The following is a 12,755-nucleotide window of genomic DNA, read 5'->3' on the forward strand; positions in this document are numbered from 1 at the left end:
TCAAGCAACTGACGAGGTACGCCAATGCGCGCCGGTTTTAGCAGCACGTCAACACGAAGACGGGGCCAGCTTTCGCTTGCCCGGTAAGACCCTCACCAGCACTAAGGGAGACGCCACCAGTGGCGCGGATTCGCAGTCTCAAGCCGGAAGCGTTCCAGTCGGAAACACTTGCGGAAGTGTCGCTCGAAGCTGAGCGCACGTTTTACGGCCTGACCACTCAGGCTGACGACCGAGGTCGCCACCCCGACAAGCCCGCCGTCATCAACGGCGCACTGTGGGCGGTCCGGTCAGAGCAGAAGCTCCACACAGCCGCCGACTTGGACAACGAGTTGGCCGAGCTGCAGCAGGTGGGCGCCATCTGCCGGTATGTCGGCTGCGACGGTAAGCGCTACCTCCACTTCGTGACGTGGGACGACCACCAGAAGGTCGACAAGGCCGGCAAGTCGCGACTCCCTCGGTGTCCCCTCGCCGACCATTGGCGAGAGAAGGACGAGTGCTCGATCCACGGAAGCGAGGAGTGCCCCCCTTCCGCGTCTCCCCCTCGAAACCTCAGCGAACCCTCGCGAGACTCTCGCGAGCCCTCGATTCCGGCTGAATCGCATCAAAGCGGACATGGTGAGGATCTGACCTCCGGGAGCCCTCGCGAGCCCTCCACGAACACTCCCGAGGGCTCGGCGAAGGCTCCCGAGAAATTCGAGACTCAGCCTGACCAGCAAAAAGGTAAATCCTCGCGAGACTCCCGCGAGGATTCGCGAGACCCTCGCGAGCCCTCGACTCTGGATCTAGGACCTAGGACCTTGGATCTAGGATCTTTCCCTTCGGGCAGCACGGCTCCGCCGCGCCGCGATTCGGCCAAGCCGATCAATGCCGGGACCGTCATCGCCGCCTACATGGAAGGCGCGAAGGCAGCCGGGCAGCCCGCTCCTGCCGAGACGCTCCGCAATCGGGTGGGCAAGCAAGCCCGTGCGCTCCTCGGCGACAAGAACACCGATCACGAAGCGCTCCTCATCGCAGCCCGCAACATGGGCGCTGGCGGATGGCAGGACCTCGCCACGCAGCTTCAGCGCGACGCCGCGGCCAAGAAGCCCAAGGACTCTAGAGACTCCCGCTTCGCCGCGAACTCCGGTGCCCGCTCTCACACCCCAACTGCTGAAGAACTCGCTGACATGGAGATCGAGGTATGAACCTCAACGAGTCCGACCCGGACGACTACGACTACGAGGCCGCTCGCGCTGAGGCCAGCGCGTCCTGGCTGGAAGAGCAGGTTCAGTTCCGGCTGAAGCACTTCTACGCCGAGCGCCCGGCGGTGTTCGCCGCCGATGGTGAGCTGCTGCCGGAGATCACGACGTGGGTCCGCAGGTTCCTCGCCCACGATGCGGCCGGGATGCTGCTGATCGGCAACGTCGGCGTCGGCAAGTCCTGGTCCCTGTGGAAGATCAAAGAAACCCTCATCAAGGCCGGGTTTCGCGGCGGCATGGAGATCAAGACCGGATACGACCTGAAGCAGCTCCTCACCCCGCCCGTGAACGATGTCGCGTTCAACGACCTGGCGACGGTCGACATCCTCGCGCTCGATGATCTCGGATCCATTCGCGTCTCCGACTGGGACGCCGACCACCTCATGGGGCTGCTCGACACCCGCTGGGCTTTCCAGAGGCCCACGCTGGTCGCCTCCAACAACCCGAAACTGCGCGACCTCCTCGGCGAGCGGGTCTCTTCCCGCATCCAGGACGGCGCCCACGTAGTGAAGATGATCGGCGCGGACCGGCGGAGGTCGAAGTGACCGCAGAAATCGACCTGAGCAGCTTCGACGGCTGGGCCCCCAGCGACGCGGTCATCGCCGCAGAGGTCGCGGTGGCCGGCGCGGTGATCCAGTCGAAGGAAGCGATGGGCGAAGCCGCTGACCTGCTGGCCGTCGACGACTTCTTCTCCGCCGCTGGCGCGGTGTTCGCCGCGGCACTGTCGCTGCTGCACGCGGGCAAGCCCATCGACCCCGCCTCCGTGTTCGGCGAACTGCATGCCCGCGGCGATACCGATCGCGTCGGCGGAGGCCCGTACCTGGCGACGCTGATGGAGCACGCCGCCGCGGCCGGCTCGCTGTCGTACCACGCCCGGCGGGTCGCCAACGATGGACTCCGCCGCCGGATCAACACGGCGCTTCGCCGCAGTCTCCAGATGACGGAGAACGCGGGCTGGGATCCGGAAGCCGACGTCGACATGATCCGCAAGCTAGTCGACGACGCCGCCGCCCACCGACTCGGCGATCAGCCGCAGGACGTCTCCCAAGACATGATCGACCTGCTGAACGACCTGGAGAACCCGCCGCCGAAGGCAGAGGGGATCGTCCCGCCGTACGTTGACTTGGCGTCGCTCGTCACGTCATTTCAGGCGGGTCAGCTCATCGTGGTGGGCGCTCGCCCTTCGGTGGGTAAGTCAACGTTCGCCGTTGACGTGGTCCGCTCTGCGGCTCTGCGGGACAACCAGCGCGTCGTGATGTTCACCCTGGAGATGTCTCGCCGCGAGGTGCTGCAGCGGATCTCCTCGGCCGAGGCGAAGGTGTCGCTGAAGGCGATCCGTGACTACGACGTCACCGGCGAACAGCTTGCGCGGCTCTCACAAACCGCGGCCCGCGTGTCCGGCGCCCCGCTTTCGATCGACGACCAGCCGGGATGCTCCCTGGAGCGAATCCGCTCGGTCCTGCGAACGCTCCTGCGAACCGGCCCGATCGGCATGGTCGTCGTCGACTACCTGCAGCTGTTGACAGCACCGAAGGCCGCCAGCCGAGAGCAGGAGATCGCCGCTCTCACCCGCGGGATGAAGCTCCTCGCGATGGAGTTCCGGGTGCCGATCATGCTGCTGTCTCAGCTCAGCCGCGAGTCCGAGAAGCGCGCCGACAAGAGACCCGTCGCCTCTGACCTGCGCGAAAGCGGCGCCATTGAGCAGGACAGCGACATCGTGATCCTCCTTCACCGCGACGACTACTACGAACCCACCTGTGCGCGGGCCGGCGAGGCCGACCTGATCGTCGCCAAGAACCGCAACGGGCCCCGCGCCACGATCACCGTCGCAAGCCAGCTCCACTACAGCCGCTTCGTCGACATGGCACCCAACACGCCAGGCCAGAACCCGCCCGCCCCCGGCGGACATCTCCGCGCCGTCTGACCCGAGAGGACCCCTCATGACCAACTTCGCCGGCGCTGTCCGCGCCGCCCGCGCCCTGAGGCACGGCTACCTCCAGGCCGTCGAGGAGCGCGACATCGAAGCGCTGATCGCCAACCTCGCGAACTGGATGAGCACTGACCCCACCATCAGGGCTGCCGTTCTGGCCGACGAGAGGAAGATCGCGTGACCCGCCCAGATCGGATCGCTGTCGAGGTCGGGCAGACGTGGGCCTACAACGACACCCGCTGGGGTGAGCACCGCTACCTCGCCGTGACTGAGCTGGCTTACCCGTACGTGTACGCCGTCAGCCGGCAGGGGAAGCGCACCCGGATGCTGGCGAGCAGGTTCGCCCGCGGGTCCCGGTGGATGTACTGCGGACATGAAGGCCCCGGAAGCGACCTGCCCCCGTTCTCCACGACCCCGGTGCCGGGCGGCTGCTTGAGCTGCCCGCCCAAACCTGCGGTGCTTCCACTGACGCGCGTCTGCGCCGTCGGCTGCGGAGCGGTCACGGTCACCCGAGACGGTGAGCGGGTCTGGTCGGGAGACAGCGAGAAGAAGCGGCTCGCTCACTTCGAGTTGCGTGCCCGGGAGCTGCCGGGCGACTGGCGGATCCGGTTCGAGTCCGCCATGTCCGAGGTTCTGTATCAGCGGCAGGGAGATGCCCGGTGGGTGTTGACGTTCCGCGGGCTGGGGTTCGCGTGATCCGCCGATACGGGCGCTGCCCTGTCTGCGGGGTGGGGCCTTACGCGCTCACCAAGGCGGGCCGCTTGTTCCGGCACGACGGGATCACTTCGTCGGGGTTCAGCTCCGGCGAGCGGTGCGCGGGAACCGGCGAGCCCGAGAAGAAGCCCGACGACGCTCCCGCCCCGTCTGCCTCAGTGGCTCCGAGAGGGCCCCTAGCAACGCCGTAGAGCCGCCCGCACGGCCCACGCGACTCCGACTTGGGGCTCCACAACTCAACGCCTCTAGATCGCCTACAGGGCCGTAATCGGCTCGTGATCCCGAACCCTAGATCCACTTTCAGCCGTAAATCGCACTCCAGTTTGATCAACAGCCATGAAAGGACCCCGATGAACCTGCCCGACGACTGCTACCTGACCTACGTCATCGCCCACGAAGCCTGGTACGCGAAGGTCCCCGGAACGGTCGACGTGCCGCAACTGAGCATCGTGGCCAGTTCCCGAGGCGGAGGCTGCGCCTGGGAGTTCGTAGCCAAAGAGATCGAGCTTGGCCAGCGGACGCCCTCGATCCGCCTCGACATTTTCGACGACGCGTTCGCCGCGTTCGAGCAGCTCCCAGGGTTCTTCAAGACGATCGGCGAGGTGAAGCCGACCACGCTCGCTGAACTCGTGGACATCCTCAACGGCCTGGGCGCGGTGGACGACACCGAGCGTGTCGAGCCTGAGCGCATCCGCGCCACCACCCGCTGACCCCCGCCCTGTCCGGTGTCTTGCCGGACAAGCACCACCCCCGCGACAAGATCATCGAAAGGGGCTCGACGTGACCGCCGCACTCGATCTGAACGACCTCGACAAGCTCACGATCATCGACTTCCGAACCGGCGCCGTCACCACCGTCACCATCCGGTGGCAAGACTCCCGCCGCTTCATCACCGCAGCTGAGAACGCCAACAGTCACGCCGATGACACCACCCTCGTGGCGCTGGCCAGCATCCGAGACGCCTCGGTCGTCGAGGTGTACCTGTCCGCTGACGATGCGGAGTCGATCACGGCTGCTGCTCGCGCTGCTCGACCTCACCGCGCACTCTGACCCACCTCCCGCCCCTTCGTGTCTGGGCGGGGCACCGAAAGGACAAGAACCCGCATGAGCCGTAGCCCGATCGGCGAGCTGGCCAAGTTCGCCGCGCTCCTCGCCCAACCCGAGATGGAACGCCGCTCCTACTGGTGGCCCGTCGTCGGCTTCAAGCACTGGGCGTTGATCCTCATCACCCACGGCAAACCAGGCGAGCTCCCGGAGAAGCCCATGTCCGCGCCTGCGCCCCGCATGTCCCCGGAGTGGCTACGCCGCACAGGCGAGGACCTCGGCCCGGAGGACCTGATGTACGAGCGCATCGCCTCCCGCCTCAAGGCACACACGCAGGGCGACACCGAAGTAGACGTGACCCGCGCCGCATCCATCGCCGTCGACGCCGTCCTCGACATGGTCCGCTCAGACGAGATTGACCTGTTCGCCCTCGCCTCCAAGCAGGACGGGGAGGCGCTGTGAGGCGCCTCTGGGAGCGCCTGACCCGCTGGCGGGCCCCGGACACCACGCCCCGCTTCGAACCCGTAGACCCGCCGCCTGACGTCCTGGCAGCCGCCTCCGCACCACCCGAAGAGGAGAAGCCCGATGCCCGCTGAGCCGAAGCGTGTCCAACTCCGCCGAACGAAGGACTGGCGGAAACCTGAGGGGGCGGTCGTCGTGTCCCGCCCGTCCCGGTGGGGCAACCCGTTCAAGATCGGCGAGGTGTTCCGCTTTGCCGAGAACGACGAACTCATCATGGGCGTCGTCCGCAACCACGAGCAGGCCGTGGACCTCTTCCGCCGCTACCTCGCCGCCCGCCCGGACCTGCGCGACATGATCCGCGCCGAGTTGGCGGGCCGAGACCTGTGCTGCTGGTGCAAGCCCGAAGACCCGTGCCACGCAGACGTACTCCTGGCCGTCGCCAACGAGGAGATGGCCGATGCCTGAGCTCCCCGCCGACTCGATGTGGTCGACGATCGCCGGCCTGGTGTCGTGGCTGGACCGCAGCAACGGCCGTGACGACCACGAGGTGACGCTACGCATCCTGAAGATCGCCGAAGAGGTCGGTGAAGCCACTCAGGCGCGCATCGGCATGCTCGGCCAGAACCCCCGCAAAGGCGCCACCCACGCCAGCGCTGACCTCACGGACGAGCTGGTGGACGTCATCGTGACCGCGATGGTCGCCCTCGCCTCCGTGACGGACGACCCGCGGACGGTGTTCGAGGCGAAGCTGCAGGCGATCGCCGAGCGGGTTGCTGGGCTGGAGGCGCCCGATGCCTGAGCCCACCCTCCCCGACGACCTCCGCCCGCACTCTTGCGACCACTGCCACGGCGCCGATCCCGCCTCGTGCGTTTTCGCTCCGGGAGGGGCGAACGAACTCCGGCGCGGCTACGCGGAGAAGACTGTGGACGCTTGGAGGGAGTACGCGAAGCACTGGCGGGAGCGCGCAGAGAAAGCCGAAGCGGCGCTCGCCGCGATGACCGAGCAGATCGCCCAGCAGGAGGCCGGCCGTGACGCCTGAGCAGCGCACCCGCGCGATCGTCCACAACGCCGCCTCCCGGGCCCTGTCAGCGTCCGGCCACTGGATTCCGCTCAGCGGCCGGAGCGCCATCACGGAGGCGGTGCTGACCGAGCTCACCGAGCACGGCAAGGCCATCGTGGACGTGTCGGATCTCGTCGCAGCCATCACCACTCTGGCCGCAGCGGATGACATCTGTACGGACGCTGCCTGCTGGCGGGAGGAGTGCCATCTCCCGGCTCGTCTCCGCTCTGCCCTACCGGAGCCCCGGTGAGCCTGTTCCCCGCCGAGGAGTCTCCTGTCGCACGGCGTGAGGTTCTGTGCGGCAGGTGCCACCAACCGTTGACCCGCCGCGAGTCGCGTGAGCTCGGCTTCGGCGACGACTGCGCGGAGATCCTCGGCATCATCACGCCGGCTCGCCTGTGGATTCCCGCGCGGGCCGGCGGGTCCGTCGAGGGGCAGGGAGACCTACTCGCTGGCGGGCTCGTCCTTGATTCGTCCGGTCCGTCGGGCCCACTCGCTGATCTGGTCGTTCCACCAGTAGTCGACTCCGGCGACCTTGCCGACGGGGGGAGGGAAGGGCTCGACCCTCGTGGCGGAAGCGGCTCGTTTTCGCCACTGGTTGACGGTGTGGACGCTGACGCCGAGGAGGGTGGCGACGTCGCTGACGGCGACAGGGCGGCGCTCGGTGGGGTGGTCCATGGGATGAGTGTAGGCGAAGACGGTACGTCCCGACAGTGAGTGTCCCGACACTATGGACAGCCGTACCGAGAGTCGGTACAGTTGTGTCAACAGCAACGAGCCGAGGAGAACGACATGACCGCCACCGCAGACCTTCAGCCCCAGGCCAGCGACATCGCCGAGAAGTACGGCTACGAGATCGAAATCAAGAAGCAGAGCGGCGACTGCTGGGACGTCAGGCTCCGCGGCGAGGGCGCCTACAACCGCCGGCGGGACATCGCGAAGGCGAACATCCCAACGCAGATCCTGCGGATGCTCGTCGAGGCAGAGAAGGGGCTGGCCTACGAAGAATCCCGCACCTTAACCTTCGACCAGGCTCTCGCGCTCCTCAGCGACATGACCGCCGCGATCAAGACCAGCGAGAACATGACCGCCCGCGAGATCGCCAAGGCCATCAAGGTTGGCACTCGCACCCGTAAGTTCTCCCTCACCGACGAGTACGGCATCGCCATCAGCGAAGGCCGCCGCTACGACCACGTCCTCGCAGCCCTGGCCCGCAGCGACAAGTCCAACCTCACCGCCCGGATCCACACCGTTGCCTACGCCCTGCGCAAGTGCATGGTCTCCGGCCGCATGAACGCCGCATCCGAAAACCGGATCGCCGCCTACACCCCGTACCAGTTGTGCCGCCTGGTCGCCCGCATCGCCAAGGAGTGTGAGGAGACCACGATCGGCGGCATCTGCGACGGATGGCTGATCGCTAACCACGCCTCGCTCTGACGGGGCGGAGGGGGCTTCCACGAGGAGTCCCCTCCACTCCGCCTGGCCGACCCGCCCCCGCACGAACAGGGAGAACGACGTGACAGCCACCTTTACCCCCACGGAGATCGTCGCCGAGATCGCCCGCCTCTCCGCCCTCCTGTCCGACGCCATCACCAAAGGCAACGAGGACGCCACCTGGGACGGCGACATCGCTGCTCTCCTCGGCCACTTCGCCACCGCGCAGCGCAACCAGGGCGCCGCCCTCAACGTCATCTCCGACATGGAGATGGAAGACGACGACTGGGGCACCGTCGTCTACGAAACTGACCGCTCCGCCGCCCTGCTCAGCATCACCGCCCGCAACCTGGCCAACGCGCAGACCGCAGCTCAGACGGTGCAGAACTCCATCGCCGCCGCCATCGAGACCGCGCAGACCTCCCGCTTCGCAACGATCTACGCCGAGACTCGCCCGTCCGGCTTCTTCGCCACCCTCGCCGCCCTGCCGAACTCCGCCGCCTGATCGGTTGGCCCGCCTGCTGCTCCAGGGCCCGGAGCAGCGGACAGACCACCCGACCAGACCGACCACCCCACCCCCGCGAACGAACCGGAGAAACGTGATGACGAACCCGCCGAGCAGCAAGTGGCGCGTGTACCTCGACCAGGTGACCGAGGGAGAGCACAAGAGCTTCCGCAGCGAGAACAAGGCTTACGTGTACGTGCGTGAGCAGATCGCGGCCGGAACGGCGAAGGTCATCGTCCACCAGTGGGACAGCGGCGGCTGGGGCCTGTACGAGGTCGTGACCCCGGACAACTGACAGACCAGCCCGCCCGTCTGACCGATCGGAGACCCGCCTTGAACGCCACCACCGCCCGCCCCGTCCCCGCCGAGATCGACGAGGAGCCCACCCCCCTCACCACCGCCGAGCAGCGCGCGAAGACGATCGCCCACATCCGTCAGTGCCTCACCTGCGGCAGCAACGACCCCGAGCTGATGGCCAGCCTGGACGACCCGGACCTCTCCGACGAGGAGATCACGGACTTCGTCGAGACCGCTCATGAGTACCTGCGCTACGAGCGGCGGCAGGCGTTCCTCCGCCGCAACAACTAGCCCCAGCCCTCCCCGGAAAGGAGCACCTCCTGATGCACAGGTTGGAGCGAGAAGCCGACCGCATGTCGCGCTTCCGGAAGGGCGCGGTGTACATCCAGATCAGCGCGGCGATCACATTACTGATCACGTGGTTCACGACACACGAACCGCGCCTACTTGCAGCGGCAACGGCAGCGCTGGCCGGTGCTGCCGTCGCCCGGCTCGGTGCCCGCCGATGGGCGGCACGCGCCCGCTGGTACGCCGACACCCCGGACTGGGCGGAGCGGATCGACGAGGCGCCCACCGTCCGCCTGTTTCCCGCCTTTGAGAAGTGGTTCAACGCGCAAGCCCGCACCTGGGGCGGCGTGGCCCGGATCCTGGCGGTCCCGTTCGTGGTGCTGGTGCTTGTGCTGGTATTCCGTGACCAGGTGAGCGCATGGGCTAGGCCGTTCATCAAGTGACGCTCAACCCCACCTGACCCGATCGGAGCCCGCCGTGTACCTGATCCCCTGCTCGCCTCGCCAGTTCGCCCGCGCGTTCTGCGCCGGCGTCATCGTCTTGGCGCTCGTCGCCGCCCTCCGCACCCGCCCCTGACCCCGAGGAGAGCTGAGTATGTCCCGCATCGTCTGGAACACAACCAACTACGGCAGTGAGAACGGGCAGGTTGGCTCCCACACGCTGTTCACCATCGAGGACAACTCAACGACGGGGAAGCCGTCCTACCGTCTCCGCACGAACCTGCCCGTCGCCGGGGTCCGCTCCTGGAGGGCCACCAGTTCGGAGAGGCTTCACGTTCAGGCAGATGAGGTCCTCGCCACGTTCGTCGCCGAGCTGGGGGCCGTGTTCCCCACCAACACCGAGAAGGGCTGAGCCGATGGACGACCCCTCTGCCCGCTGTGTCTGCGAGTCAGACGGCTACCACGCCCACGTGTACCGCGTTGCAACTCACCCCGACGGCGAGAGCCCCCGCCCGGCTATCGTCGAGCACCACCTGCACGAGTGGATGGCGGAGCACCGCGAAACGCACCCGAACACCAAGGACGTCTCCGCGCACCGCCGTCTCGGCCTGGACATCGAACCGCTCGGCCAGTTCGACACCCTCAACGAGGCGTGGGCCGTCTTGGATGCCACAGGGAACGTTCCCGTCGTCACGTGCAACCACGAGGCGCCCTAACTCTGCCGTTGTCGGCCCGCCTCCTACGGGCCGGCACAGGCAAACTGAACCCATCTCCCCCACCCCTGGAAGAGATCACATGACCGACAAGACGGCTCTCGGAGACCGCATCAAGGCGTATGAGCAGCCGACCCGCATGGTTCTGCCGCGCCGCACGTTCACCGTCGCCCGGGTCGATGGCAGGGCCTTTCACAGCCTCCTGAGGCACGCGGACAAGCCGTACGACTTCGCCGTGGTCGCCGCCATGGACGCCGTCGCCGAAGCCCTGTGCGCGGAGATGTCCGGCAGCGTGTTTGCGTTCACCCAGTCGGATGAGTGCTCGATCCTGCTGACGGACTTCGACGCCCACGGCACGCAGCCGTGGTTCGGCGGGGTCGTGCAGAAGATCGCCTCGATCGCCGCGTCCACCGCCACCGTTGCGTTCAATCGCGTCTACGGCATCAGCTACGACGACGCCCACGCCACGTTCGACGCCCGCGTCTTCACCATCCCCGACCCCGTCGAAGTCGCGAACTACTTCCTGTGGCGGCAACGCGACTGCGTCCGCAACAGCGTCACGATGGCGGCGCAGGCGAAGTTCTCCCACAAGCAGCTCAACGGCGTCTCCGCCGGGAAGATGCAGGACATGCTGTGGACCGAGCACGGCATCAACTGGAACGACTACCCGGCCGGTGTGAAGCGCGGCAGGGTGTGTGTCCGCCACACGGCGGAGGAGGACATCACGTACGTGGACAAGCGCACCCAGGAGGAGACAACCACCAGGGCTGTCCGCTCCCGGTGGGTCTCGGAGGCGGCGCCGCACTTCACCGCGGCCCCTGACGGATGGCTGGCCGAGATCATCCCGCCTCTGCCGAGCCTGAACCGCGTTAGCGCCGAGGAGATTCGATGCTGACCGTCGCCCAGCTCGACAAGGCGTCCGAGGAGACGCTTCGCCGCGAGGCGCTGTTCCTGCGCGTGGAGGTGGACCGTCTCCGCCGGGAGGCCGACGAGCAGGTGTCGGCGGCCCGAGCCCAGACCATGACCAACTGGCTGCGACGGTCCGCGCACCCGCCGGCGGGCACCTTGTGGATGGGGCCGACGAACCACCTCGCCCCCGACGACGGGCCAGCGTTCGGGACGCTGCACGTCCGCGACCCCGCTGTGCCGCCGCACCTGGAGCCGCCCACGACCCGCCGAGGACGGTACACGTCCGGAGCCGTTCGGGAGGCGGGGCCGGGCTCCTACATCGGCGTCACCCTCTGCGGGCAACCGATGATGGCGGATGATCTGTGGTGTGCGGCTCGGGGGATCCTCCAGCACGCCGCGAACCACGCTAAAACGGAGCTGTGCCGCTGTGTAGAGCTGTGCGGCAAGTGCTCCTACCTCAGTGCTTGCCCGACCGTAGAAGCCGCCCTGGAGGCGATGTGAGCAACCCCGACGGCGTCCTCGCCGCGATCGACGCCTGCCTCGACGACTACTACGTCAGCGACGACGCCATGAGGTGGGCGCCAGACGAACCCGAGCCCGAACTGCGGATCGAGTTCAGGCTCGACATGACGCCGCTCATCGAGTGCTTCGAGCAACTCAGTCGGGCCTTCAGTCGAACTCTCGGCAGCTTGCAGCTTGGTTGGGCGGCGAGCATGGAAGCCCTCCTCGTGGATTCCGGGTCACGCCTCCCCGCACCTTCGGAGCCGGACTTTCAGACCGAGATGCGGGCGAGGATCGAGCAGGCGTACCTCCTCGACTACCCGAAACTGCTGGCGAAGACGGTTTCTGTTGCTGGGCTACCCGAGCCGGATGGCGTCGCTCCCGGTGACCCGCCTGCTCCGCCGATCCTGTACGCGCCGGTGCTTCCGCCGCCGGATGACGTCCTCGCCGTGAGCCTTTCGGAGGGCGCACGACGCTCCATCGGCCCCGCTCGTAGGCTGCCGAACACCGACGCCCAAGAGGCGCTGTACAGCCGCAGGAGGAACCGCCGTTGAGTTCGGCCGAGGTCCCCGCGACCTTCACCTCCATCCCCGCCGCTGGCAGGTCGTACGTGGCTCTCACCTCCACACCGCCCACCGCCGTCGCTGAGACAGTCGAAGTGCTCGCCATCCTCAACGTCGACCTGAGCGAGGGTGGGCGCCTTCTTGGCTTCGAGATCATCGGAGCCCTACCCGGAACCATCGCGACCCCCGAGGAGAACCGATGAGCGACACCCCCGAAACGCGCATCTACGGGTTCAAGGAATTCACGGAGGGCGTTGACGCGGAATTCCTCGCCCGCCGACGCTTCTACGACAACAACGTCATCGCCGACACAGCATGGAATGGCTGGCGCCTCGACCCGAACCACCTTCTGCTGGAACTCTTCGACTCCGCCAACCACCGCACCTACGAAGTTGACCTGGAGCGGTGTGTTGACTCCGCCCACATCCTCGACTGGCTGGTCCAGGTGTCCACCAAAGCGTGGGATGAGCACGACATGGCGAAGGTCGTTGACGGGCTCCTCCGGGCGCTGGACGACATCCTTCACCTGCAGACCAACGTGTGCCCCTCAGAGGTACACAAGGTGTTGAGCCGTCAGCGCCTGCGGGAACTGGTCTCGATCTTCCTGGATCGCTTCCACGCAGGGGAGCAGCCGTAATCGAGATCGCCAGCGCCAT

Annotated in this window: 24 protein-coding genes and 1 pseudogene; 24 read left to right on the forward strand and 1 reads right to left on the reverse strand. The window is 67.1% G+C overall.

Going from position 1 to position 12,755, the window contains the following annotated elements; genetic code table 11:
* The first annotated feature begins 119 nt into the window (after positions 1-119).
* The 12 genes and pseudogenes from ACIBCT_RS20880 to ACIBCT_RS20935 form a co-directional block, all read left to right on the forward strand.
* Entirely contained in the window at positions 120-1,184 is a 1,065-nt protein-coding gene (locus ACIBCT_RS20880) for a hypothetical protein (RefSeq protein ID WP_399190837.1), read from the forward strand.
* A complete protein-coding gene (locus ACIBCT_RS20885; RefSeq protein WP_399190839.1) occupies positions 1,181-1,783 on the forward strand; it encodes a hypothetical protein in 603 nt (200 codons plus the stop codon). Before ACIBCT_RS20880 ends, ACIBCT_RS20885 begins: the two co-directional genes overlap by 4 nt.
* Entirely contained in the window at positions 1,780-3,162 is a 1,383-nt protein-coding gene (locus ACIBCT_RS20890; protein WP_399190841.1) for a replicative DNA helicase, read from the forward strand. The genes ACIBCT_RS20885 and ACIBCT_RS20890 overlap by 4 nt, the downstream gene beginning before the upstream one ends.
* A gap of 16 nt (positions 3,163-3,178) precedes the next feature.
* A complete protein-coding gene (locus ACIBCT_RS20895) occupies positions 3,179-3,349 on the forward strand; it encodes a hypothetical protein (RefSeq protein ID WP_399190843.1) in 171 nt (56 codons plus the stop codon).
* Positions 3,346-3,864: a hypothetical protein gene (locus ACIBCT_RS20900; RefSeq protein ID WP_399190845.1), complete on the forward strand. Its 519-nt coding sequence runs from the start codon at positions 3,346-3,348 to the stop codon at positions 3,862-3,864. Before ACIBCT_RS20895 ends, ACIBCT_RS20900 begins: the two co-directional genes overlap by 4 nt.
* 368 nt (positions 3,865-4,232) lie before the next feature.
* Entirely contained in the window at positions 4,233-4,592 is a 360-nt protein-coding gene (locus tag ACIBCT_RS20905) for a hypothetical protein (protein WP_399190847.1), read from the forward strand.
* Between the two features lie 70 nt (positions 4,593-4,662).
* Entirely contained in the window at positions 4,663-4,932 is a 270-nt protein-coding gene (locus ACIBCT_RS20910; RefSeq protein ID WP_399190849.1) for a hypothetical protein, read from the forward strand.
* A gap of 54 nt (positions 4,933-4,986) precedes the next feature.
* Positions 4,987-5,388, forward strand: a complete 402-nt coding sequence (locus tag ACIBCT_RS20915) for a hypothetical protein (protein ID WP_399190851.1) — start codon at positions 4,987-4,989, stop codon at positions 5,386-5,388.
* Between the two features lie 123 nt (positions 5,389-5,511).
* Positions 5,512-5,853 (forward strand): DUF4326 domain-containing protein, encoded by a 342-nt coding sequence (locus ACIBCT_RS20920; protein ID WP_399190853.1) that lies wholly within the window; start codon positions 5,512-5,514, stop codon positions 5,851-5,853.
* Positions 5,846-6,187 (forward strand): MazG-like family protein, encoded by a 342-nt coding sequence (locus tag ACIBCT_RS20925; RefSeq protein ID WP_399190855.1) that lies wholly within the window; start codon positions 5,846-5,848, stop codon positions 6,185-6,187. The genes ACIBCT_RS20920 and ACIBCT_RS20925 overlap by 8 nt, the downstream gene beginning before the upstream one ends.
* Before the next feature lie 230 nt (positions 6,188-6,417).
* Positions 6,418-6,699, forward strand: coding sequence for a hypothetical protein (locus ACIBCT_RS20930; RefSeq protein WP_399190856.1), 282 nt, complete (start codon positions 6,418-6,420; stop codon positions 6,697-6,699).
* Positions 6,696-6,812, forward strand: a pseudogene (locus ACIBCT_RS20935) (DUF6011 domain-containing protein); the annotation flags it as partial. The gene ACIBCT_RS20930 and the pseudogene ACIBCT_RS20935, both read left to right, overlap by 4 nt.
* Before the next feature lie 81 nt (positions 6,813-6,893).
* Here ACIBCT_RS20935 and ACIBCT_RS20940 read toward each other — a convergent pair.
* Positions 6,894-7,127, reverse strand: coding sequence for a hypothetical protein (locus ACIBCT_RS20940; RefSeq protein WP_399191285.1), 234 nt, complete (start codon positions 7,125-7,127; stop codon positions 6,894-6,896).
* A gap of 114 nt (positions 7,128-7,241) precedes the next feature.
* Here ACIBCT_RS20940 and ACIBCT_RS20945 point away from each other — a divergent pair, with 114 nt between their 5' ends.
* The 12 genes from ACIBCT_RS20945 (at position 7,242) to ACIBCT_RS21000 (ending at position 12,736) form a co-directional block, all read left to right on the forward strand.
* The gene (locus ACIBCT_RS20945) at positions 7,242-7,886 is read left to right on the forward strand and encodes a hypothetical protein (protein WP_399190858.1); all 645 of its coding nucleotides are present in this window, start codon (positions 7,242-7,244) and stop codon (positions 7,884-7,886) included.
* 79 nt (positions 7,887-7,965) lie between these two features.
* Positions 7,966-8,388 carry a hypothetical protein gene (locus ACIBCT_RS20950; RefSeq protein ID WP_399190860.1) on the forward strand — a complete coding sequence of 141 codons (423 nt, stop codon included), beginning with the start codon at positions 7,966-7,968 and terminating at the stop codon, positions 8,386-8,388.
* A 97-nt stretch (positions 8,389-8,485) separates the two neighbouring features.
* Positions 8,486-8,683 (forward strand): hypothetical protein, encoded by a 198-nt coding sequence (locus ACIBCT_RS20955; protein ID WP_399190862.1) that lies wholly within the window; start codon positions 8,486-8,488, stop codon positions 8,681-8,683.
* A 38-nt stretch (positions 8,684-8,721) separates the two neighbouring features.
* Complete coding sequence (locus ACIBCT_RS20960; protein WP_399190864.1) at positions 8,722-8,976, forward strand: hypothetical protein; 255 nt, start codon at positions 8,722-8,724, stop codon at positions 8,974-8,976.
* 32 nt (positions 8,977-9,008) lie between these two features.
* The gene (locus tag ACIBCT_RS20965; protein ID WP_399190866.1) at positions 9,009-9,416 is read left to right on the forward strand and encodes a hypothetical protein; all 408 of its coding nucleotides are present in this window, start codon (positions 9,009-9,011) and stop codon (positions 9,414-9,416) included.
* A 151-nt stretch (positions 9,417-9,567) separates the two neighbouring features.
* Positions 9,568-9,825, forward strand: a complete 258-nt coding sequence (locus tag ACIBCT_RS20970) for a hypothetical protein (protein ID WP_399190868.1) — start codon at positions 9,568-9,570, stop codon at positions 9,823-9,825.
* Positions 9,826-9,829: 4 nt separating this feature from the next.
* Complete coding sequence (locus ACIBCT_RS20975) at positions 9,830-10,129, forward strand: hypothetical protein (protein ID WP_399190870.1); 300 nt, start codon at positions 9,830-9,832, stop codon at positions 10,127-10,129.
* A gap of 79 nt (positions 10,130-10,208) precedes the next feature.
* Positions 10,209-11,021, forward strand: a complete 813-nt coding sequence (locus ACIBCT_RS20980; protein ID WP_399190872.1) for a tRNA(His) guanylyltransferase Thg1 family protein — start codon at positions 10,209-10,211, stop codon at positions 11,019-11,021.
* Complete coding sequence (locus tag ACIBCT_RS20985; RefSeq protein WP_399190874.1) at positions 11,015-11,536, forward strand: hypothetical protein; 522 nt, start codon at positions 11,015-11,017, stop codon at positions 11,534-11,536. Before ACIBCT_RS20980 ends, ACIBCT_RS20985 begins: the two co-directional genes overlap by 7 nt.
* On the forward strand, positions 11,533-12,090 hold the full coding sequence (locus tag ACIBCT_RS20990) for a hypothetical protein (RefSeq protein WP_399190876.1): 558 nt from the start codon (positions 11,533-11,535) through the stop codon (positions 12,088-12,090). Before ACIBCT_RS20985 ends, ACIBCT_RS20990 begins: the two co-directional genes overlap by 4 nt.
* Positions 12,087-12,302 carry a DUF2283 domain-containing protein gene (locus ACIBCT_RS20995; RefSeq protein ID WP_399190878.1) on the forward strand — a complete coding sequence of 72 codons (216 nt, stop codon included), beginning with the start codon at positions 12,087-12,089 and terminating at the stop codon, positions 12,300-12,302. The genes ACIBCT_RS20990 and ACIBCT_RS20995 overlap by 4 nt, the downstream gene beginning before the upstream one ends.
* The gene (locus ACIBCT_RS21000; protein ID WP_399190880.1) at positions 12,299-12,736 is read left to right on the forward strand and encodes a hypothetical protein; all 438 of its coding nucleotides are present in this window, start codon (positions 12,299-12,301) and stop codon (positions 12,734-12,736) included. The genes ACIBCT_RS20995 and ACIBCT_RS21000 overlap by 4 nt, the downstream gene beginning before the upstream one ends.
* Positions 12,737-12,755 lie beyond the last annotated feature (19 nt).

It is taken from the genome of Streptosporangium sp. NPDC050855 (assembly GCF_044456585.1).
GTDB classification, from domain to species: Bacteria; Actinomycetota; Actinomycetes; order Streptosporangiales; family Streptosporangiaceae; genus Streptosporangium; species Streptosporangium longisporum.